Annotated in this window: 18 protein-coding genes, 1 tRNA gene, 1 pseudogene and 1 riboswitch; of the genes and pseudogenes, 2 read left to right on the forward strand and 18 right to left on the reverse strand. The window is 50.0% G+C overall.

The genetic code is table 11. The annotated features are described in order from the left end of the window. Positions 1 to 427 precede the first annotated feature (427 nt). The 5 genes from H6750_01630 to H6750_01650 all read right to left on the reverse strand — a co-directional run bounded on the left by H6750_01630 (position 428) and on the right by H6750_01650 (position 6,095). Complete coding sequence (locus H6750_01630; GenBank protein ID MCB9773012.1) at positions 428 to 829, reverse strand: fibronectin type III domain-containing protein; 402 nt, start codon at positions 827 to 829, stop codon at positions 428 to 430. Between the two features lie 78 nt (positions 830 to 907). Next, positions 908 to 996: riboswitch (cyclic di-GMP riboswitch) on the reverse strand. A 619-nt stretch (positions 997 to 1,615) separates the two neighbouring features. Then, the gene (locus tag H6750_01635; GenBank protein MCB9773013.1) at positions 1,616 to 1,864 is read right to left on the reverse strand and encodes a hypothetical protein; all 249 of its coding nucleotides are present in this window, start codon (positions 1,862 to 1,864) and stop codon (positions 1,616 to 1,618) included. Positions 1,865 to 2,191: 327 nt separating this feature from the next. After that, positions 2,192 to 4,078 (reverse strand): VCBS repeat-containing protein, encoded by a 1,887-nt coding sequence (locus H6750_01640; GenBank protein ID MCB9773014.1) that lies wholly within the window; start codon positions 4,076 to 4,078, stop codon positions 2,192 to 2,194. Positions 4,079 to 4,104: 26 nt separating this feature from the next. Beyond that, a complete protein-coding gene (locus H6750_01645) occupies positions 4,105 to 4,482 on the reverse strand; it encodes a hypothetical protein (GenBank protein ID MCB9773015.1) in 378 nt (125 codons plus the stop codon). Between the two features lie 1,337 nt (positions 4,483 to 5,819). After that, positions 5,820 to 6,095, reverse strand: coding sequence for a hypothetical protein (locus H6750_01650; GenBank protein ID MCB9773016.1), 276 nt, complete (start codon positions 6,093 to 6,095; stop codon positions 5,820 to 5,822). A gap of 318 nt (positions 6,096 to 6,413) precedes the next feature. Here H6750_01650 and H6750_01655 point away from each other — a divergent pair. After that, a pseudogene (locus H6750_01655) lies at positions 6,414 to 7,448 on the forward strand (IS5 family transposase). Positions 7,449 to 7,658: 210 nt separating this feature from the next. On the opposite strand, the gene H6750_01660 reads toward H6750_01655, so the two are convergent. Together H6750_01660 and gltX are read right to left on the reverse strand one after the other, a co-directional pair. Continuing rightward, positions 7,659 to 7,732: transfer RNA gene (locus tag H6750_01660), tRNA-Gln, on the reverse strand. A gap of 57 nt (positions 7,733 to 7,789) precedes the next feature. Continuing rightward, complete coding sequence (gltX, locus tag H6750_01665; GenBank protein MCB9773017.1) at positions 7,790 to 9,220, reverse strand: glutamate--tRNA ligase; 1,431 nt, start codon at positions 9,218 to 9,220, stop codon at positions 7,790 to 7,792. A 325-nt stretch (positions 9,221 to 9,545) separates the two neighbouring features. On the opposite strand from gltX, the gene H6750_01670 reads away from it, so the two are divergent. Then, positions 9,546 to 10,247, forward strand: coding sequence for a SurA N-terminal domain-containing protein (locus tag H6750_01670; protein MCB9773018.1), 702 nt, complete (start codon positions 9,546 to 9,548; stop codon positions 10,245 to 10,247). A 186-nt stretch (positions 10,248 to 10,433) separates the two neighbouring features. Here H6750_01670 and queA read toward each other — a convergent pair whose 3' ends face one another. From queA to ilvN, 11 genes are all read right to left on the reverse strand, one after another. Then, positions 10,434 to 11,456: a tRNA preQ1(34) S-adenosylmethionine ribosyltransferase-isomerase QueA gene (gene queA / locus H6750_01675; protein ID MCB9773019.1), complete on the reverse strand. Its 1,023-nt coding sequence runs from the start codon at positions 11,454 to 11,456 to the stop codon at positions 10,434 to 10,436. A 28-nt stretch (positions 11,457 to 11,484) separates the two neighbouring features. Beyond that, positions 11,485 to 12,681: a SpoIID/LytB domain-containing protein gene (locus tag H6750_01680; GenBank protein MCB9773020.1), complete on the reverse strand. Its 1,197-nt coding sequence runs from the start codon at positions 12,679 to 12,681 to the stop codon at positions 11,485 to 11,487. Between the two features lie 9 nt (positions 12,682 to 12,690). Beyond that, positions 12,691 to 12,927 carry a DUF2905 domain-containing protein gene (locus H6750_01685; protein ID MCB9773021.1) on the reverse strand — a complete coding sequence of 79 codons (237 nt, stop codon included), beginning with the start codon at positions 12,925 to 12,927 and terminating at the stop codon, positions 12,691 to 12,693. Positions 12,928 to 12,945: 18 nt separating this feature from the next. Then, on the reverse strand, positions 12,946 to 13,959 hold the full coding sequence (locus tag H6750_01690) for an aspartate-semialdehyde dehydrogenase (protein MCB9773022.1): 1,014 nt from the start codon (positions 13,957 to 13,959) through the stop codon (positions 12,946 to 12,948). Between the two features lie 175 nt (positions 13,960 to 14,134). Further along, complete coding sequence (locus tag H6750_01695) at positions 14,135 to 15,349, reverse strand: SMP-30/gluconolactonase/LRE family protein (GenBank protein MCB9773023.1); 1,215 nt, start codon at positions 15,347 to 15,349, stop codon at positions 14,135 to 14,137. A gap of 4 nt (positions 15,350 to 15,353) precedes the next feature. Then, positions 15,354 to 16,427 (reverse strand): 3-isopropylmalate dehydrogenase, encoded by a 1,074-nt coding sequence (gene leuB, locus H6750_01700; protein ID MCB9773024.1) that lies wholly within the window; start codon positions 16,425 to 16,427, stop codon positions 15,354 to 15,356. A gap of 149 nt (positions 16,428 to 16,576) precedes the next feature. Continuing rightward, positions 16,577 to 18,124 carry a 2-isopropylmalate synthase gene (locus H6750_01705; protein ID MCB9773025.1) on the reverse strand — a complete coding sequence of 516 codons (1,548 nt, stop codon included), beginning with the start codon at positions 18,122 to 18,124 and terminating at the stop codon, positions 16,577 to 16,579. A 62-nt stretch (positions 18,125 to 18,186) separates the two neighbouring features. Beyond that, complete coding sequence (gene pssA / locus H6750_01710; protein MCB9773026.1) at positions 18,187 to 18,957, reverse strand: CDP-diacylglycerol--serine O-phosphatidyltransferase; 771 nt, start codon at positions 18,955 to 18,957, stop codon at positions 18,187 to 18,189. After that, complete coding sequence (locus tag H6750_01715) at positions 18,954 to 19,619, reverse strand: phosphatidylserine decarboxylase family protein (GenBank protein ID MCB9773027.1); 666 nt, start codon at positions 19,617 to 19,619, stop codon at positions 18,954 to 18,956. Before H6750_01715 ends, pssA begins: the two co-directional genes overlap by 4 nt. Positions 19,620 to 19,652: 33 nt before the next feature. After that, the gene (ilvC, locus tag H6750_01720) at positions 19,653 to 20,666 is read right to left on the reverse strand and encodes a ketol-acid reductoisomerase (protein ID MCB9773028.1); all 1,014 of its coding nucleotides are present in this window, start codon (positions 20,664 to 20,666) and stop codon (positions 19,653 to 19,655) included. A gap of 96 nt (positions 20,667 to 20,762) precedes the next feature. Then, positions 20,763 to 21,284: an acetolactate synthase small subunit gene (gene ilvN, locus H6750_01725; GenBank protein ID MCB9773029.1), complete on the reverse strand. Its 522-nt coding sequence runs from the start codon at positions 21,282 to 21,284 to the stop codon at positions 20,763 to 20,765. Positions 21,285 to 21,302 lie beyond the last annotated feature (18 nt).

The following is a 21,302-nucleotide window of genomic DNA, read 5'->3' on the forward strand; positions in this document are numbered from 1 at the left end:
TTAGGAGGGGATGAATACCAAAATTACAGGATAAAGTCGATCACGGTGGGAAAACAAAAAACTCTACCGGAACCCTAAAGATTTAGATACGGGACTAATGCCGGACTTCATGAGAAATTACTTGAGGACAGTTTGCAAAAATCAATGGAGGAAGATTATTTGAGAAAATCGCAGAATACTAATGAGATTTCAAGTCACCGACTCAAATCCAACATTTAACGAACGCAGGAGAAGCATTCTTTTTAAATGCGACATTCTCGGAACATCCTCGTTCTCTTCATTGCCCTCGCGGCAGTTGGCCTTCGTTATCACGGATCCCGCCTCACAAAACCCTGAAGCATCTGGCTCTTAGAGCAGTTCCTTTGATGCACCCTGTCGCAAATACAATCTATTAGCAAACATTTGTCGCAGAGGACAATGTTGAATTTCAATAAACTCGTACATCTTTAGGAGGAGCAGGACGCGCATCTACGATAGGCAACGTAACACTCACCTGGTTCGAATAAGGGCTTTCGATTTTTCGATTCGGGTCGTATGCCTTAACCGCAAAATAATACGTTTGACCGGGGTTCAGGCTTGTCACGGTATAAATGGCCTGGGCTCCAACATCTTGAGTCTGTGTGTAACTGCCGCTTGAGGTCCCGTAGGCTAAAATAAATCCTCCATATTCCGCAGAAGGAGGATCCCAGGCTAGAGTGACTTCTCCCGCAACTGCATTGGAGGAAAAAAGACAGAGAAAGAGAACAGTAGTCCAAAATAAACCAAATGCGGATCGAAAAGAATGGATACGGGGAGAAGTTATTCGAGAGAAACCGTGATCATCTGCCATACGAGATCTCCTTCATGCATGTGATTCATGCCGAGCGAAAAGCCACTCTGCCCATGATCCAGGAGACTCTGTGGCTTGCCTGGCAACCTGGCAACCCTATCTCAACTCCGAGACGTAGGCCCATGGCTTTGCGTCCCACCCTTTCAGATGGTTTGCCTTTTTCAGCGTACAACCGTTTTAATTGCTTGATGATTCATCGGGATCTCTGCAAAATTCTTTAATAGGCGAGAAGAGAACTTTTAATTCCACAAGAATTCATGAAGGGTGCCAAACCCCAATCACAAAAGAACAAGAATTAATGAAAATGGATAACATGATTCATGACTCAATCTTATAATTGAGCTGACGCCATACTTTAACGAACTTCTCATCTCATGAGCCTACACCTGAAGCACGGGGAACTTGACCAGTTGCCCAAAACCTGTTTGTCAGGAAAATCGGCCTCACATGAGTCGGTTCCCAAGGCAGCAATATAGGAATCCAAGGTGCCTGCTCAGAGGGCTCACAGTTAACTTACATCAATATCGACAGGTTTATTTCATGTTGCTCGCAACTTTGGATCAAGATCAAGTTTGCGTGCGAGATCACGCTCTCATAGAGATTTTTTCTAATGCAACATTGTGATCAAAAGTGGCATCAAGTATTCAACTCAAGGGGGGTCGCAATCTGTCGCATCAATATATTTCAAAGGCCCAATGCTCTTCTTCTCTACTTTTTGGCTGAGGGCAAGCAGAAATTGCTTTAAAGTCAAGGTGAGACTATATTCAGTGCTTTAAAGTTAACCTCTTACCATCCTAGCAATTGCGAAAAGACAAGATAAATCCAGGAGGCTCCAAAGATATAGGTGATTTCTTTTTCACCAATCCGTTCATAAAACAGACGATATCCCAGAATCGGCACAATGGCTAAGATCAGGGCAGAAAAAAAATGCCCAACCACATCTCCTATGATGGCGCCAATCTCGGAATGTCCAGGTACCGCAAGCAAGATACTGCCACCAAGCATAGCTACCCACAACCATTTCACGTTGGCCATCAGCATGTCCATACTCACATACAAGGGAAAAAGCTTGTCATCACCAGATCATGTCTTTCCCATTGAACTCTCAGCTAATAATGGCTCGAAATAATATTATGACCGCTTAAAAACAATGGACCTGGAAACCAAAACTTGTCATGAGGAAAAAACAAATTCCATCATCAGCGTGACACCTGGGACGGCATGTGCTCTTAATCTCAAACTACCTCTTAGACTCCCGGCAAATCCGCTCACATGCGTTCTGCACCTCAACCCGCTTTCATGAGGAAACAACAATTTAGGTAATTATATGTATTTTGTTATAGGTTTCTATTTTAACCTTGTCTAATGTTGGATTTCCCAATTAATTGAGGTGCTGCCCGGAAACCCAATCGACATAACGGTGAGCCCATTCATTACCCATACCGCCACCGTACCCGTCTGATTGTTACGCCAAATTATATCTGCGCTTCCATCCCCATTGACATCACTGGTGCTCGCAATCTCCCACCCCTGAGGCACCACGCCAAAGAAACCGGGCGAGCGGAGAGTCACCCCATTCATCAACCAAATTGCAACCTCCCCGTTACTCGTTTTACGCCAAACCAGGTCCCCCATCCCGTCATCATTCACATCACCCACCCCTGCAATCTGCCAATCCGTGGAGACCTCTCCAGCGAAACCCACTGACAGGACCGTGAGCCCTTGCATAAGCCACACTTCCACTGCTCCAGTCAGGTCATTCCGCCAAATAAGATCGACTTTTCCATCTGCATTCATATCTCCAGTCCCGGATATTCGCCACTCCAACGGCACGGCACCCAAGTGGCCTGAAGAACCAATCAAGGAGCCGTTCATTAGCCAAATCGTCACTTCCCCACTCCTCGTGTTTCGCCAGACGAGGTCCGCCCTTCCGTCACCGTTGACATCACCCACACTCGCGATTTGCCAATCCATAGAGGCACCACCAGGAAAACCCACCGACATGACATTGAGACCATTCATCAGCCACACCGCTACCGCTCCTGTGTCGCTGTGACGCCAGATGACATCGGCTTTCCCGTCCTCATTGATATCTCCGGTACCAGCAACCTGCCATTTCGACGACACCACGCCCAATGAACCGGATGAAGCAATCCTCGAACCGTTCATCAGCCAAATCGCAACAGCCCACGTACTCGTGTTGCGCCAGAGGAGGTCTGCCTTCTCGTCACCGTTGACATCATTCCGAGTTGGGAAACTCACGCCAGCCTCAAATATCCAACCTAAATCTTGCAGCAGAGGCTGAGCTAACCCGAGATCGTGAATAGCCCTTCCGGAAGCTATTCCGGGCTCCATAAGCTGATCGGGCTTAACCGTGTTTGTGAAATGAGACACCGATGAACCCAATTGAACCGGGTTTGGCGCGTACATCTGAACATGGGTATCTGTTCGTCCGGCCGTCAGGGTCCCGGATGCCTCTTGCAGATTGACACCAACAAAATGAAGATTCGGACTCGCCACATTCGCATATTGCCTTTGGCTATCGGTCATTGAGGGGTAATTGGCCGGACTGCCTCCATGAAGCTCCAACCAACGCATAAAAACATCATTGGTTCCTAGGAATTTCTCTCCGGTTTGCACATCAACAAGTGACAAAAAACCGAGGCCATGAATAATTTCATGAAGTACCACCGTAACAAAATCAAATTGTCCAGATGGGGGATTGGCATCCAGCCCAAAATACCAATTCGTAAAATTTGCACTGAAGGTGGCACTTATATCACTGGTAGTAAGATCCAGGTCCTGTTCTGCAAGTTTATTGGCAAGAGCTTGGACATACCAGGTATTCGCGACAGGAGCATTGGGGAAATTTCGATGGACGGTATTAGGGCCGGCCGATCCCAGTATTCCTGCTCCTAAGGAATCAATTCGAGCATCCACTCGAATGCCCACTGTGCTCACCAGTACCTGCGCTAAAATATTTGCCGCATGCTCAAAGGCTTTCAACCGTGCCTCCCCAAGGGTGGTGGCCGTATTTCCACCCACTGGTGAAAAAGGCGCAGGATCGTTAAATCCTTCCCCTGGGCTATCTTTATTCACAATTATAATGGTGGCACCGAAGGTCTCGGGCAAGGGGTTAAAGCAGCCAAAGAATAAGACCACCAGAGATACAGATACGCAGAGGCTGAAGGGTATCGGTAACTGAGAAGGAGAGGGGCTTCCCAATCTGGCAACGTTAGGATAATTCATTAATGAACAAGGTCTTCCAAAAATCTTCAGGGTTTCAATGGCCTTAGGTCCTCAGGTTCATGATGATGGACCGCATGGTCCGATCCGTCAGGCACCTTCAGGATAGACTGAAACCGGCCCTCAACATTCACCATTGTTCCTCCCCCCGCATCCGGAACATCCCGTAAGCCTTCCGTACTCATACGACTCTGGGGTATCGAGCCAGAAGAAAGAGGTCTCAGGGTCCCATCCGGCTCTTCAATCCGCATTGGGGCTTTACCTGGTAGAGGGTTTTTCTGACCATGTTTACGAGACATCGCTTCCTCTTCTCCGCTATTTGTTTCAACAATAACCTCTGCTTTCAGGAGCGGGACACTAAGCAACATTATCCAAAGCATGGCAGATACCGGCATCATCATTTTCATTCTATTTCCTCCTTCAACAGTGCAATTTATTCTCTCTGGGAGAAAATTCCGCGGGAAGTCGATCAAAAAATTATCTTGCAATTTCCATCCAATCTACTATTCCTTTTCGTCCTTGACAACTAAAGAAAAATAAACACGATGTTTCATTGAAAAAGTATGCCATTTCTACCACACGTTGTGTGTAGTTATGCATTGGATGCATAAGCGAGGAACATTAGTATATCCCAAGAGTTCCAACCACTCCATAGAAAGAATATGTACAAGGCGTGTGGATGCCACGAATTTAGTCCTAAAGCAAGGGATTCGGCCAATTGGAATTCCCTTGAGAACATTAGAGGGAGGTAAGTCCAAAGTTTGCTTGGCCTTAGGATTTCGAATCTGAAGGATAAAAAACTACCAATACACCATTTGAAGGCAGCTCTTCTTGATTTTATTAGCAAGCCCAAAAGGGTCAATTGGGATTGAGGGATCCCAAGAAAAACATGGAAAATTCGATATTTTATTTGACATTCATGAAAAGTTCGAGGCAGCCTTGAGAGTAAATCCTAAATTGAGATGCTTGATTTCCTTCAAATAGGATAGCAGTTGAATGGCCATTACTTCATTCTGACTGAAACATTCTTTGTTGTCCGACGGGGGTTTGGGAAAAGGGAAAAGCTCCCTTTCTGAAGATAAAAAAATCACCGTCTAGGCCAATTTGCTTCCAGGGACGGCAACGAAGAGCAGGGTACATATGAATACGGTTTTTTCATCGACCATATTTTTATGAACTTTAGGCGTGATGCGCATTTTCAAGAAGGGATGGACATCCGGTCGCATGACATTTTCCCACTTTCCTTCAGGATATGTACCGAAGGGATTTAAGTGTGGAAAGATCCATTTACCTCCTTCAGTTCCAAACCTACTTGGGGCATAGTCCTTACCGCTTTTTCCTGTCCCATTTAAGCCAGCTGTGATTTACCTTAGATTCGAATTCTACATGCCACTCAAAGGATCGGTTAATTTGGACAACGGCGATAGCCATGGCCTTGCCTCACAAACCAAAAAAGAGGAGAACACGTGAACAGCGACATACAGCTTACTAGCGAACAAGGGGATCAAATGGTGGACCTTCTGAACTCCGGAACCAAAATCAAAATTGTGCCAATGAAGGAAATATACAGAACCACAATCAGGTGGAAAATCCAACTGAGTCTGGGCTTCGGTGCTGTTGGTCTCACTAATACTATCACCTGATCCAAGCCCAGAAGGTGACCAAAGACTCCCTTGGCAAGCAAAGACTTTCAGTCGGAGAGAAGTGTAGGCAAACGTGAAGTGCAATTTACTTGGGCCAAGACTTACTGCGAGTTCAAACGCCAGCGCTTTCTCTTTTCATCCGGCTCGTCCTCATCAACGAGTTTAATCTTGCCTTCCTTATGGAGTAACCGCAACATTTCACTACAGGTGTGGTCCAATTCCCCCGTGCCCATATTATGCAACCCAGCCCGTCGGGCAATTTCTTCTTGAAAAACTCCGGTTCCTCCCGGCTCTGCATCCGGATGCCCATGAAGAACCTCTAGTACATGGCCCTTCAATGCATTAATCAGCTCCGTCCCGCGTTGATGAAGGTTCATGGCGTCCCCTTTTACATAATTAATCTTTGTAATGACATACTGTCTTTTCCCATCAGACCCCGGACACTCAAACCTCATTCAGAGTTGATCATTCCCCTTTAATTTTCTCAGGATTACTTAACCAGTTCAAGAATCAGACAGAAACGTTTCTTCCTATCCTAAACGTTCCGTCTCCGTGGGTTGAGTGAACACAAGAAATCAGAAAAATAGTGGACCTTGAGCCATCTGTCCATTGAAGGGCATCTCTAAAAACTACTGACAATTTGGGCAGATTCTGGCATAAGTCCTCTGAAGGAGGATGAACGATGCAGACACCCCATCAACTTTGGTTTTGTTAATCTCACCAATCGCTATGCGGCCCTTAGTCAGCAGGGCGATCCCTTAGAACAGCTGGCGAAGGTGATTCCCTGGGGAGGCTTTCGCCCGGCCTTGGCCAAAGTTCTTCGCCGCTCCAAGCGGAAACAAGGCGGACGTCCTCCCTTTGATGCCGTACTGATGCTCAAAATCCTTGTCCTGCAAGCCTTGTATAACTTGTCTGATGATCAGACCGAGTATCAGATTCGTGATCGTCTGTCCTTCATGCGGTTCTTGGGACTCGATCTGGCTCAACGCATCCCTGATGCCAAGACGGTCTGGTTGTTTCGCGAAACTCTCGCTCAAGGCCAAGTCGTTGAGCGCCTGTTTGCACAATTTGAAACCTATCTGGCCGAGCACGGCTTACAACCGCGCGGTGGCCAACTCATTGATGCCTCGCTGATCCCGGTGCTCAAGCCACGCAATTCCCGCGACGAACATGCACCGATCAAAACTGGCGCCTGTCCACCGTAGTGGGAGCGTCATCCTGCCATGCGGCGCCAGAAAAATACCGAGGCTCGCTGGACCGTGAAGCATGGGGAGAATCATTATGGGTACAAAAACCATGTGAATGTGGATAAGACGCATAAGCTCATTCGGCAGTATACGATCACGAATGCGGCGGTCCATGACGGTCCGGTGCTGGAAGACGTCCTGCTGCCTGCGGAGGCTGGACGGGAGGTCTGGGCTGACTCGGCCTATCGGTCCGAGGCGATCGAAGCCCATCTCCACGCGACAGGCTTGCGCTCCAAGATTCAACGCAAAGGCTATCGCCATATCCCTCTGACCACTCAACAGAAGGCCCGCAATCGTGGGCGCTCGCTCATTCGCGCCCGCTTGGAACATGTCCTCGGCCATCAGGTGACCGCGATGGGCGGCAAATTGATTCGCACCATTGGGCTCGTTCGGGCTCGACTTAAGATTGGGCTGAAGAATCTCACATATAACTTCCATCGATTCCTGCTCCTCTCCGCACCACCGAAGAGACAGGTGGCCTGAGGTGGAGGCAACCAGTAAAGCAAAGGCCTAAAACACCCATGAAGCCGCCGCAGACTCTCTACTTCCAGGCCATCATAAATTTTCGAATCGAGATCGTGTGGCATTCAGACAAAATCAGGCGTTTTTAGAGGTCCCCTGAAGTTAAAACCGAGGGGAATTAGTCTCAAATAGTGATGTATTTGGGGGGAGAAATGTGGAATATGGAAAAGTTGGCTGGGGGACCAGGGATCGAACCTGGGCAGCCAGATCCAGAATCTGGCGTCCTACCGCTAGACGATCCCCCAACCTAGGCTGAGCTTAATTCACTGTACAAAAGCAGTCAAGCGAAGAAGCAAGACAAATCAGGAAGGCTGGTTTCTGGGAGTGACGGCTCGCTCGACCCCGGCGCGAATACGTTGAAGTGACCGCTCTTTTCCTAGTAGCGCCATCACCTCATAAATGCCTGGGCTGACTGTCCGGCCGGTCAACGCCACGCGTAACGGTTGAGCCACTTTGCCCATTTTGAGGCCCTGACGCTCAATAAGGCCATGTAGAATGCCTTCCAGAGTCTCCTTGGAAAATTCCTCAGCGACCTCCACCTGATCGGCAAATTCCTTGAGAATCGGAGCGACCGTCTGGGTGAGGTATTTGTTCGCAGCCTCTTCCTCCATCGTCATAGGCTCTGCCAGATAAGGTATAGCCCCTTGCACAATATCCACCAGCGTTTCCGATCGCTCTCGTAAGGGTGGGATCAAGGCCTCAGCGCCTCCAGGAATTCTAGACAAGGCGGCATGGTCATAGCCTGCGCTTTGTAAAAAAGGCAAAAGAGCCTCAGCCACCTGCTTAGGTTCGTTGTTTCTAATGTACTGCGCGTTGACCCAGCGTAATTTTTCAGGATTAAAGACGGCTGCCGAAGCCTGCACCTGCTTAAAATCGAAAAACTCGACCATTTCCTGAATGGAAAAAATTTCCTGATCGCCATGGGACCATCCCAGACGGACCAGATAATTGATGAGCGCTTCCGGTAGATACCCCATCTCTTTATAGGCCAACACCGATGTGGCTCCATGACGTTTGGACAGACGCGTTTTATCAGACCCCAGAATCATAGGGAGGTGAGCAAACTGAGGCACCGGAAACCCCAGAGCGGAAAAGAGCGGGACCTGTCGCGGGGTGTTGTTGACATGATCATCCCCGCGAATGACGTGGGAAATGTTCATAAGTCCGTCATCCACCACCACCGAAAAATTATAGGTGGGATAGCCATTGGACCTTAGGATGATGAGGTCGTCCATGACCGTGTTATCAAACACAATCTGGCCTTTAATGAGATCATGAACAACTGTCTGCCCTTTCTGCGGGGTTAGAAAGCGAAGAGCCGCCGGTTCGGCAGGGTCGGAAATACCTCGATTCCGACACCGCCCATCATATTTGATGGATTCGCCCTTAGCCTGAGCTTCTTTTCGTCTCGTCTCTAATTCCTCAGGCGTACAAACGCACCAGTAGGCCAGCTTTCGATTCAAAAGATCCATCGCCCGGTCACGATACAGTTCTAAACGGTCGGTTTGGCGGAAAGGCCCCTCATCCCAATTCAACCCGGTCCATTTCAAGCCATCCAGAATGACCTGAATAGCATCATCCGTGGACCGGTCCCGATCGGTGTCCTCAATACGGAGGATAAAGGTTCCACCCTCATGACGTGCAAACAACCAATTAAACAACGCTGTCCGAACCCCTCCAATATGGAGAAATCCAGTCGGACTTGGCGCAAAGCGAACTCGAACCTCACTCATGTGTTTTCACCGATCTTTCTCTGAGCATCCATGGCCATATAAAGAGACCTCTCCGGATAGGTGCCGTTGATTTCCCATGAGGCCAGGATGACCTCTCCACGCCTCTGTCGCCTGAGATCACAAGACAATCTTTTCCGAGGCAACTTCATACACCATGCAGGACGATCTCCCAAGTCATAACTCTCATTCTCCGGCCCGTTGCTTTACCATGCCGCCTTACCGATGTAAAGAACTGAATTGGCACGGCCTGCTCACTTGCCTTTCCCGTTACCGGCCCTTAAAATTTCACCATGGTCATCAAGAAAATTCTGAGGAGGCAGGACGCATGATTCGAATTATAAGGGAGGGTTCAGCTAAATATCCCTGGATTCTCAAGTTACTCATTCTGGGCATCGCTGTCACCTTTGTCATCGGCATGGGTTGGTATGGGTACGAGTCCACTCAAGGCAATGCTGTGGCAACCGTCGGCCCCTATAAAGTCACCAAGGATGAATATCTCCGGACGAAGCAAGGCTATTTCCGATTCTATCGCGACCAACTCAAACAAGAAGACGTCAAAGAAGAGACCATTAAGCAACTCGCCCTCGAAGGGTTGATCACCACAAAATCCTGGCAATTACTGGCGGATGAAATGAATTTAGCCGTCTCAGCTCAGGAACTCCACGATGCGATTGTAAACCAAAAAGACTTCCAAAAAGATGGCGTCTTTGATACGGAATATTACCAGCGACTCCTAGCGGCCAACCGGATGAAACCTCATCAATATGAGGAACAACGGCGGAATGAATTGCTGGCAGAAAAAGCGAGACTCCTTGTCTCTGAAGCCACAACACTCACTCCGACAGAAATGAAAGAAGTCAAAGAACTCGCTGACCGACAAACGCTTGATGGGGCCGAGCCTGACCTCACCGCCCTAGAACAGATTCGCCTTCAATTCCTCATGCAAAAGAAACAACGAGCCATGCAGGCCTTCCAGACGGCTCTTCGAGCCCGTGGAGATGTTACGATTCACGAGGAACTGCTGTAAGAAAAAGTCTCCGGCCTTCTCCTGACAATCTCATCTGTATGGAGTCCCCCACTGAGCCACCCTTGGAAGCTATCCGTAGGCACAGACTCCTCCTTCATATTTTCATAACCTGAGACCTTTGTCCTACGTAAAATAGTCTTTGCAGAGAAAAGACTTCCGGATTTTTCTCTATTTCTGCCAACGCCATTATTCAAGAATAAGCATGGCATCCCCATAGCTATAGAACCGGTAGCGTTCACACACTGCATGGACATAGGCATTCCTGACCTCCTCTAATCCCGCAAATGCTGCAACTAACATCAAGAGAGTCGTTTCGGGAAAATGAAAATTAGTGAGGAGCCCATCAAGGACCCGGAACTTGAATCCCGGCAGGATAAAGAGGCGGGTCTCTCCTGAACGGGGCCTGAGCTCGCCGGTGTCATCGAGAGCTGACTCAAGACTACGTGCCACGGTCGTCCCGACAGCGACAATTCTCCCGCCTTGCTTCCGAACCTCACGAATCCTCTTAGCGGTCTCCTCGGACACCTCGAACCATTCCGGATGCATGATGTGCCGTGTGATGTCCGTTGTCTTGACCGGCTGAAAAGTTCCAGGTCCAACATGCAGGGTAACCGTGACCGTCCCGATCCCTTTTTCTTCCAATTGCGTGATCAATTGTGGCGTAAAATGCAATCCGGCGGTAGGCGCGGCAATAGCCCCATCCACTTTGGCAAAGACGGTTTGATAATCCTCTTGATCGCGTGCAACGGGTTGGCGTTTCAAGTACGGAGGAAGGGGGATTTCTCCATGGGACAGTAACCATGTCCGCAATGCACCCGGGCCAAGCCAATGAATCACCGTTCGACCAGGCTCTTTTTCCACTACCTGCGCACGGGCTGATCCCTCGCATTCCACAATCTGTCCGACTCCAACTTTCCCCTGAATGAGAACTTCCGCGTGGTCTTCACCAATTTCTTTAACAAACAGCAATTCCACCCGGCCCCCGCTTGGGACCTTCTTCGCCCAGAGGCGAGCCGGAATGACTTTGGTATTGTTCACCACGAGCAAATCCCCAGGTCGTAATATATTGGGGAGGTCTTTGACCTGCCGGTCGATAATATCTCCAGTCGATCGGGTCAGCACCAATAATCTGGCATGATCACGTGGATGAACCGGATATTTGGCAACCAGAGCGTGGTCAAAAGGAAAGTTGAATTGGGAAAGATCCATGACCCGGCAAGAAAAGAAAGTAAAAGAATTAGTCGGTAGCAGTGAGGAGCACACGGTCAATAGGAAGAAGTATCGTGTGGGGGTAATAATGTCGGATAATCGATTGGTAGTCATACCCTAACTCGGCCATCTCGCGCATACCCCACTGACACATTCCCACGGCATGCCCCGCTCCATGACCCACCACGACCACTTCCTGACCCAATGATTCGATGGAAAATTGGGTGCTGAAAATTTTTGAGTATCCAACCACTCGTCGCAAGTCCTGCCCACGTAGAATAATTTCTCCACGGGAATGAAGCAGGCGCGCACGATCAACACGACCCGAAGGCGTAAAGGTATAGGGCGTAAAGGTCGCGATTTTACCAACGTCATACCCTTCTTTCAGCAGTTGCTGCTCAAGAAAATCGAACGTAAATGATGTACGCCAATCATATCGTGGGGCCTGCTCGTCAAACGGGCAATCGACACCTTTGAGATAGGGAAGATCCAATGCCCACACATACAACGCATCCTCAGTAGGACCAGCCGCCGTCGACGAATAGGCCGCAAAGATGGGGCGATTTTCATACGTCACCACTTGGCCCCTGGTGGCTGCAACAGCCTGCAGCACAGATTCAGCTTGTACGGAATGGCCATGATAGACTTGATCCTGCACACCGGCGACCACATCGAAGGCTTGCAATTGGTTTTCAACTTTTTTGTACAACACATAGGTTCTGGCAGCAACGGCTTGAGCTTTCAGGGCTTCTAGAGGCCACTTAGCCCCGACTTCACCCGAGACCACCCCTGCGACATATGATTCAAGATCAACCCAATTAACTAAGGTTAATCCGGATGGGTCCGATCGAATTTCAAGCGGGCCGCGAACCACCCATTCTGGCCGTAAATCCTGGAGCGCAGCCTTTTCGTTTTTGGTCTCCACTCCTACCTGATAGATGCCTGTGGATCCCTCAACCCGCAGACTCGACTCAGACACGACACGTTCATTAAGAAGAAGACCAGCGCCTTGCCTTCGAATAGTCACTCGACCTGAAACATGAAATCTTTTCCCGGAAGACAGAAGCAGGGAAAACGAATCCGCAGATTGAATGGAAAGAACCCGGGCAGCCTGGGCAAGCCCCACACGAATAGCCGGTTCATCCGCCCAAATGACCGGAGAATCCAATATCACCCAACTCACAAGGAGGAGACCTAGGCCCAAGCGATGTGCCACACATGCCATAACTCTTGCCTACCGCCGGAAGAAAAGATAGAAGATCACACTTCCGACCACACTGAGGATGAGACTGGTCGCAAGAGGAAAGTAAAACGTCACGTGATCCCGCTTGATGATAAAATCCCCGGGCAACCGGCCAAGCCAGCCCAAACCGCCCTCACCGTCGGACCATTTCCCCAAGGCCCAAAATATTCCCCCCAGCACGAGGAGGACCGTCCCCAGCAGTATCAGAGCTTTTCCCACTCCACTCATCATCTTGACTCTCACGCATTACCGGATAAGTTCCTCGGCGATTTGTACGGCGTTGAGCGCGGCGCCTTTTCGCAAATTATCCGCCACAATCCACAGATTCAATCCATTAGCCACCGATTCATCTTCCCTCACCCGCCCCACAAATACCGCATCAGTTCCCACCACATCGATCGGCAGAGGATACAAATTGCGACTGGGATCATCGTAGACTTGAATGCCGGGAGCGGCGGACAGTAGAGCGCGTGCGTCATTAGCACTCAGCTTTTGCTCAGTTTCAATATTCACGGATTCCGCATGGCAGATAAAGACCGGGACCCTGACTGTCGTTGACGTAATCGGCAACGACGATTCACCCAGAATTTTCCGGGTTTCGTTGACCATTTTCATTTCTTCCTTGGTATATCCATTCGGCAAAAAATCATCAATATGCGGCAAACAATTAAAGGCAATTTGATGGGGATAGACCGACACTTTGGCTTCTCCAAAACTGAGTAGTTGCCGGGACTGGTCAATCAATTCTTCCATCGCATCCTTGCCGGTTCCGGACACGGATTGAAACGTCGTGACAATGATCCGTTTGATTTGGACCGCATCATGCAGCGGCTTCAAAGCCACGACCATTTGAATCGTGGAACAATTGGGATTGGCAATCAGCCCCTGATGTCCCGAAAGAGCATGGATATTCACTTCAGGCACCACAAGTGGTACGTTGGGGTCCATCCTCCATGCGGAACTGTTGTCCACCACTACGGCGCCAGCTTTCACAGCCATCGGACCGAATTCCTTGCTCACACCGGCTCCTGCCGAAAACAAGGCCACATCCACACCTTCGAACGAGTTGTGTTCCAGCACCTTGACGGGAAGGGTCTGTCCGCGAAACATGACCTCATTGCCTTCGGAACGGGCCGAGGCCAGCGGAACTAATTCCCCGACAGGAAAATCCCGTTCTTCCAGGACCTGGATCATCTCCGTACCAACGGCACCGGTTGCTCCGACCACTGCGACCGTATAGGCCGATTTTTTCTTTATCATGTCAGGCTCACTCCCTCAAGAAAAACATGCATGGCGTCCAGTAATAGACATATCCTATCAGCTTAAAATCCTTGACTCAAAAAATGACACAAGGAAACCTATCGCAGGAGAGCATTCCAGCCAACACCCGAGGTTGAATATTTCGACACCCCCGTGATGGCCGCCGGAACCCTAATTAGACAGGAATATAGCGGATGCGGTGATTAAAGGTATCGGCAATCGCAATATTGCCCAGGGCGTCAACAGCCACACCAAACGGAAAATTGAGGCTACTATCCGAAGACGGGCCTCCATCACCAGCCCATGCCGATCGGCCATTGCCGGCGACCAGAGTCATTTCTTTTTTGATGGCATCCCATTTCCGGATTAAGTGATGATCGGAATCCGTGATGAGGACATGGCCTTGTGGTGTGATCGCGATGCCATACGGCCTGGCCAAGGCCTGAGATTGTTCATTCGCCCCACGCTCATAACGAAACTCGGCGCCATCCCCCGCCACCGTGGACAGAATCCCCGTGCGGTGGTCAAGCATTCGAATACGGCTATTGAAGGTATCCGCAATATAGAGATTTCCATGGCGATCAAGTGCCAACCCGCTCGGTCCCGCAAGCGCAGACTCAATCGCAGGCATGCCATCCCCGGTATATCCCGACTCTCCGGTTCCCGCGATGGTTGTGATGACACCCGAGTCCAAATCCAGCATACGGATACGATTATTACTCTGATCGGCAATATAGAGTCGCGTCCCGTCCACAACTAGTGCCACCGGTTCATTCAAGGAAGCGGAAGCACCGGAACCTCCGTCCCCCGTCCACTTTGCCTGGCCGGTCCCGGCCACGGTATGAATCATCCCCGTTTTGGAATCTACACGCCGAATGCGATGGTTCCATGTGTCGGCAATAAAGAGATTGCCTGCCGCATCAACGGCGACAGCAGAGGGAAAATTTAATTGTGCTCGTGTGGCCAAGGCTCCATCTCCCGCAAATCGATCTTTGCCCATCCCCTGTCCAACTATATACCGGACCGTTCCACTTAAATCAGGCGTTTGAGAGTAGGCCTGGCCCGGAATCTCATTCACATCCGCAAGAGGATCAACCTCCTCCTCGATGTGAGAAGGTGAAGATGGGGTCGGGGGCTGTGGATTCTCTCCGCCGACGCCCCGCATGACGAGACACCCGGCTACCGTTTCGATGACACCGGTTGAATGTCGCAAACGGCGAATGACATGGTTTTCAGAATCGGCAATCAGGAGGTTGCCTTCAGCGTCAAAACACACATTCTTGGGTTCATTCAGAACCGCTTGAGTCCCAGGCTGTCCGTCGCCCTGATACCCGGGCTCCCCCGTTCCCGCTATCGTGAGAATCTGCCCACTCTGTCCCTTCCCAATCATCTGTTTAGGATCCTAACTGCTTTACGATGTGATCCCCCATTTCAGCGGTTCCAACCAGCGTACACCCCTGACTCTCAATATCTTTCGTGCGATATCCCTGCTCAAGAGTCTTCTGAATTGCCGATTCAATCATCTCGGCTTCCTTCATCAATTCGAACGAGTGGCACAACATCATGGCTGCGGAAGCGATGGTCCCAATAGGATTGGCGATATTTTTCCCGGCAATATCCGGAGCACTTCCATGAATCGGTTCGAACATCCCCACTGTCGCTCCGACACTGGCGGAAGGAAGCATGCCTATCGACCCGGTCAACATCGCCGCTTCATCGCTCAGAATATCCCCAAACAAATTGGTCGTCACCACCACGTCGAATTGCTTGGGATAGCGAACGAGTTGCATAGCACAGTTGTCTACATACATGTGACGCAATTCCACATCTTGAAAGTTCTGATGCACGTTAATCACTTCTCGCCGCCAGAGCTCGGACGACTCCAGCACGTTGGCCTTATCGATTGAGTGAACAAGGCCACGGCGCTTCCGGGCTGCCTGAAAAGCCACTTCCGCAATCCGTCGGATTTCCTCCGTCGTATAGACTTCGGTATTGAATCCCCGATGTCCCGCCGCCGTTTGTTCAATGCCTTTGGGTTTGCCAAAATAAATCCCACCCGTCAGTTCCCGAACAACCAGAATATCAATACCTTCCACGACTTCCGGTTTGAGGCTGGATGCCGCTACCAATGCTGAATACATTTTTGCCGGTCGAAGGTTAGCAAAAAGCCCAAGCTGCTCCCGCAACCCGAGTAAGGCACGCTCCGGCCGACGCTCATACTCAAGACCCTCCCACTTAGGGCCACCCACAGCTCCCAAGAGGACGGCATCACTCGATTGAGCCAATTTCAGGGTCTCGGCCGGCAATGGAAAGCCTGTCGCGTCAATCGCCTCCCCGCCAACCTGCCCGTAGGTAAAGGTAAATTGATGCCCACACTTCTGACCAATGGCCTCGAGAACCCGAATCGCTTGTGGCATGATTTCGGGCCCGATTCCATCACCCGGTAATACGGCAATCCGTTTTTTCATGACTCCCCCAATAATATGATGAACACCTTTGGTTTGATTTTGGCGATAAACGCGCACACTAGACGGTTTGAGAGAAAACACCCACCCATGGACGAAGAAAATGGCAGGATATCAGTGGCTCATTGACTTAGATCAAGGGAACGCGTTCTTCAACACAACCCGATTTTTTGTTCGGCTCTGGCATGTCGTTCCGCCAAATCCGCCAATTTATTGAGCGCATTGAGGTAGGCCTGTGCAGAAGCAAGAATAATATCCGTATCTGATCCGTGACCGGTAACGGTTTCCCGATTTTCTTCGACGCGGACCGATACTTCTCCCTGGGCATCGGTCCCACCTGTAATCGCTTTCACGATATAGGCACGAAGAAGACTTTTCGTTTCAGTCAAGGCTGCAATGGTCCGGTACACCGCATCTACCGGCCCATCACCCGTACCCGTCAGTTTCGCGATTCGCCCATCCATCATCAATTCCACCATCGCGGAGGGACGCCGATCCAGGCCACTTTCCACATGCAACCCCTTTAAGGCATAACGCTCAGGAACTTTGGTAATTGCCTTATTGACGATTGTCTCCAGATCTTCCTCAAATAATTCCTTCTTTTGATCCGCCAGATGTTTAAAACGTTCAAAGGCCTCTTGCAATTCCTGGTCAGAAAGAGTGTACCCCAGATTCGCCAGTTCTTCACGAAAGGCATGCCGACCGGACAATTTGCCCATCACCAGCCGACTTTGGGTTAATCCGACGGATTCCGGTCGCATGATCTCATAGGTACTTTTGTCCTTGAGCAACCCGTCCTGATGAATACCGGACGTATGCGCAAAGGCATTGGCCCCTACAATCGCTTTATTGGGTTGAACCACCATTCCGGTGATATTGCTCACCAACCGACTGGTTTTGGAGATTTCCTCCGTGCGTATGTTGGTATCGGACTGGTAAAAATCAGTACGCGTACGGAGTCCCATCGCGATTTCTTCTAATGAAGCATTGCCGGCTCGTTCACCAATCCCGTTGATCGTACATTCCACCTGGCCTGCTCCCGCATATATGGCCGCCATGGAATTTGCGACAGCCAACCCCAAGTCGTTATGGCAATGGACGGAAATAATGGCCCTCTCCATCCCACGGACTCGCTCTCTTAATGTCCGAATAATCTTTCCAAACTCCTCGGGAGTCGTATACCCCACCGTATCCGGAATGTTCACCGTTCCCGCTCCAGCCTCCACCACGGCTTCCACCACCTCACAGAGATAGGTCAAATCGGAACGGGTGGCATCCATGGGAGAATATTCCACATCCTCAACATAACCCCGGGCATGGCGAACCATCTCCGCTGCCCTCTTAAGAGCTTCATCCCTGGTCATGCGAAATTGATGTTTCAAGTGGATATCCGAAGAAGACAAAAACGTATGGATACGGCATTTGGGTGCGCCTTTGAGTGCCTCCCAAGCCCGGTCAATATCCTCCGGTTTCGCCCGGGCTAGACTGCAAATGACCGGACCTTCCACTTCCTGGGCAATACGATGAATTGCTTCAAAATCACCAGGAGAGCTAAACGCAAAACCGGCTTCGATAATATCCACATTCAACCGGGCTAATTGCTTCGCCACGAGGATTTTTTCTTCGATGTTCATGCTTGCGCCAGGAGACTGCTCTCCATCCCGCAAGGTGGTATCAAAAATTCGAATCATCCGTGTCATGGCTCATTACCCCCACATCTGGTCTTCATCCAACGCCCCTTCTCCTCTCGATGGCCGGCCTTTCATTTTTGGAGTCCATCCGGTCTAATCTCTTCCGCCGGCTTTTTCCCCATCATACCTGCCACCAGCCTCCATCCCTGCTCCAACACGCCCGAAAGCGCATAGGCTGCAAACACCACAAAAAGCATTGCCTGCGGATACGCTAAGACCGCCATGAGAATGAGGACTGCATATACCAAATAATTAAAGTGGTGGTGTTCCTGCGTTTTCAATTCTTTCAAACTACGATAACGAAATGTACTCACCATGAGAAATGCCAGCACCAGGGTCAGGATGATCCCAAGGATTGGCTTCACCTTCTCCCCTAACGGCGCCACATGTTGATCAAAAATCACCAACGTGGCCATCACCCCTGCTGCACCGGGAATAGGAAGACCGGTAAACGGCTTGCCATCTCCACCTGTCGTCGCCAAAACGTTATGTCTGGCCAATCTCAGGGCACCACACGCCACAAAGGCAAACATCACCGCCGCACCCAACATCTTCGGAGCGCTCAACGCCCAGGAATACATCAGCAAACCCGGAGCCACCCCGAAAGCCACGACATCTGCCAACGAATCATATTGCAACCCGAAGTCACTCGTACTTTTCATCAGACGGGCCGACGTCCCATCCAAAACGTCAAACACGATCGCCACAAGGATCGCAACGGCCGCAGCCCCATAATCGCCTCCAAAGACAAACAGGATAGAGGCCAGGCCGCTGAAGAGATTCCCCGTGGTCAGCAGATTGGGAATTAAATAGACGACCCGACGTTTTTTTGGCTGTTTCATGAAGGCTCCACGCATAGCAACTCCGCCACGATGGACGACCCTCCCTTTACTTTCTCGCCAACTTTGACTTGAATGGCACTGTCGTGAGGAAGATACAAATCCATTCGAGATCCAAACCGGATAAGTCCAAACCGTTCACCTGCCTCAACCTGTTCACCGGGAGTGACCCAACAGACAATTCGTCTGGCAATTAACCCGGCAATTTGAACACACAGTATTTTTTTCCCATCGGAGCGCCTGAGCATTAACGCATTTTGCTCATTTTCCGCTGAAGCCTCCGAACGACTGGCTACTAAAAACTTCCCGGGGGCATAGACGACATCCTGTAGTACTCCTGCAGCCGGCATCCGGTTAATGTGGACATTGAATACATTTAAAAAAATGCTGATTCTGATACTGGGCTCTTTGAGGAATCGGTGCTCGAATTCCTCTTCTACCGCTACGACCGTCCCATCCCCTGGAGACACAATCAGGTTTTTCCCCTGGGGAATCGTTCTGACCGGGTTTCTAAAAAACCAGGCGGTAAACAGGGTTAACGATCCCATCAGACAAGTGAGCCAGACCGATCCGGCCACCCAAGACCCAAGCGTCAGAAGCCCTCCCCCTGCGATAAAAGGGATGCCTTCTTTGGCAACAGGAACACCTTTTGCCTGATCAGCCATTGGGAATGGGTCTCACGTTCGGCAACCTTCTCATCAATTTTTTTGTTTATCCACAAGCTGATCTTTTTGCAGCCAGGGCATCATCCCTCGCAGCCGTGAACCAACCTCCTCAATGGGGTGCTCCTCTCCTCTTCTCAAGAGAGCATTATACACGGGCCGGTTCGCTTGATTTTCCAGCACCCACTCTCTGGCGAATCGACCGCTTTGGATCTCTCCTAAAATCTCCTTCATCACTTTCTTCGTTTCATCGGTCACCACCCGTGGCCCTCGTGTCACATCGCCATATTTAGCGGTCGTGCTAATAGAATAGCGCATATTGGCGATACCACCCTGATAGATCAGGTCCACGATGAGCTTCACTTCATGTAAACATTCGAAATAGGCCATCTCAGGCGAATAGCCTGCTTCGACCAAGGTTTCAAATCCTGCCTGAATCAGTGAGGTAAGCCCTCCACATAAGACCGCCTGTTCTCCAAAAAGATCCGTTTCCGTCTCTTCTCGAAAAGTTGTTTCAATGACACCAGCTCTGGCTCCGCCAATCGCACAAGCATAGGCCAATCCGACCTTAGCTGTCTGCCCTCCCGGATCCTGGTGAATGGCTAACAAGCACGGTACGCCCGTCCCCTTGGTATATTCCGACCTGACCAAATGCCCGGGACCCTTCGGAGCCACCATAAACACATTCACGTGGCTGGCAGGTTGAATTTGCCCAAAATGAATATTAAAACCGTGCCCAAAGGCCAGATAAGCTCCTTGTTTTAAATTGGGACCAATATCTTTATTGTAGATGGCGGCTTGGGCTTCATCAGGAGCTAACAACATCACCACATCGGCACCTTTTACCGCATCCGCGGTCGGCATGACTTTCAACCCAGCCGCTTCCGCTTTGTTCCATGAGGAACCTTCCCGACAGCCCACGACCACTTGCAAACCACTATCCCGCATGTTTAAGGCATGGGCATGCCCTTGGCTGCCGAACCCCACGACGGCCACAGTTTTTTTGGCTAAAATCTGTCGATCTGCGTCTTTTTCATAATAAATTTTCATCATGCACTCCTCATAAAGATAATATAGTCCTTAGTCGTTCCGTCGATCGGGGTGGACGGATCCCCTCAGTCTAAAGGCAGATGTTGGTTGGCCTGATTAATTCGCTTTCGCAAGCGGTCGGGATTGGGGTTGTGTCGAGCGTGTCGGTTCGCGCCCAATGGCAATCCTGCCGGTTCGTACCAGCTCTTTGATGCCAAGTGGCTGCAGGAGATTGATGATCGCCTGGACTTTCCTCACATCTCCAGTGACTTCAATGGTGTAGCTGGTAGGAGAGGAATCCAGAACATTAGCTCGAAAAATATCCGCAATGCGAAGAGCTTCCGCTCGATCCTCTGGCCGGGTATGAACCTTAATTAGCGCGGTCTCTCGTTCAACAAACTCGCTTTCGCTAATGTCAACGACTTTAATCACATCAATAAGTTTGTTCAACTGTTTCAAGATTTGTTCGATAATCGGATCATCCCCCTTGGTGACCAGGGTCATCATAGATACAGAGGGATCCAGGGTCGGGGCAACTGACAAACTTTCTATATTAAAACCCCGTCCGCTAAAGAGACCGGCTACTCGGGACAAAGATCCGAATTTATTCTCTACCGTCAACGAAATAATGTGTTCCATAACACCCTTTTATGGTTG

Source organism: Nitrospiraceae bacterium, from assembly GCA_020632595.1.
GTDB lineage: Bacteria > Nitrospirota > Nitrospiria > Nitrospirales > UBA8639 > Nitrospira_E.

Coding starts and splice junctions, on each gene's coding strand:
- H6750_01630 (MCB9773012.1), bottom strand. CDS start 829: ATGGCAGATGATCACGGTTTCTCTCGAATAACTTCTCCCCGTATCCAT.
- H6750_01635 (MCB9773013.1), bottom strand. CDS start 1,864: ATGGCCAACGTGAAATGGTTGTGGGTAGCTATGCTTGGTGGCAGTATC.
- H6750_01640 (MCB9773014.1), bottom strand. CDS start 4,078: ATGAATTATCCTAACGTTGCCAGATTGGGAAGCCCCTCTCCTTCTCAG.
- H6750_01645 (MCB9773015.1), bottom strand. CDS start 4,482: ATGAAAATGATGATGCCGGTATCTGCCATGCTTTGGATAATGTTGCTT.
- H6750_01650 (MCB9773016.1), bottom strand. CDS start 6,095: ATGAACCTTCATCAACGCGGGACGGAGCTGATTAATGCATTGAAGGGC.
- gltX (MCB9773017.1), bottom strand. CDS start 9,220: ATGAGTGAGGTTCGAGTTCGCTTTGCGCCAAGTCCGACTGGATTTCTC.
- H6750_01670 (MCB9773018.1), top strand. CDS start 9,546: ATGATTCGAATTATAAGGGAGGGTTCAGCTAAATATCCCTGGATTCTC.
- queA (MCB9773019.1), bottom strand. CDS start 11,456: ATGGATCTTTCCCAATTCAACTTTCCTTTTGACCACGCTCTGGTTGCC.
- H6750_01680 (MCB9773020.1), bottom strand. CDS start 12,681: ATGGCATGTGTGGCACATCGCTTGGGCCTAGGTCTCCTCCTTGTGAGT.
- H6750_01685 (MCB9773021.1), bottom strand. CDS start 12,927: ATGAGTGGAGTGGGAAAAGCTCTGATACTGCTGGGGACGGTCCTCCTC.
- H6750_01690 (MCB9773022.1), bottom strand. CDS start 13,959: ATGATAAAGAAAAAATCGGCCTATACGGTCGCAGTGGTCGGAGCAACC.
- H6750_01695 (MCB9773023.1), bottom strand. CDS start 15,349: ATGATTGGGAAGGGACAGAGTGGGCAGATTCTCACGATAGCGGGAACG.
- leuB (MCB9773024.1), bottom strand. CDS start 16,427: ATGAAAAAACGGATTGCCGTATTACCGGGTGATGGAATCGGGCCCGAA.
- H6750_01705 (MCB9773025.1), bottom strand. CDS start 18,124: ATGACACGGATGATTCGAATTTTTGATACCACCTTGCGGGATGGAGAG.
- pssA (MCB9773026.1), bottom strand. CDS start 18,957: ATGAAACAGCCAAAAAAACGTCGGGTCGTCTATTTAATTCCCAATCTG.
- H6750_01715 (MCB9773027.1), bottom strand. CDS start 19,619: ATGGCTGATCAGGCAAAAGGTGTTCCTGTTGCCAAAGAAGGCATCCCT.
- ilvC (MCB9773028.1), bottom strand. CDS start 20,666: ATGAAAATTTATTATGAAAAAGACGCAGATCGACAGATTTTAGCCAAA.
- ilvN (MCB9773029.1), bottom strand. CDS start 21,284: ATGGAACACATTATTTCGTTGACGGTAGAGAATAAATTCGGATCTTTG.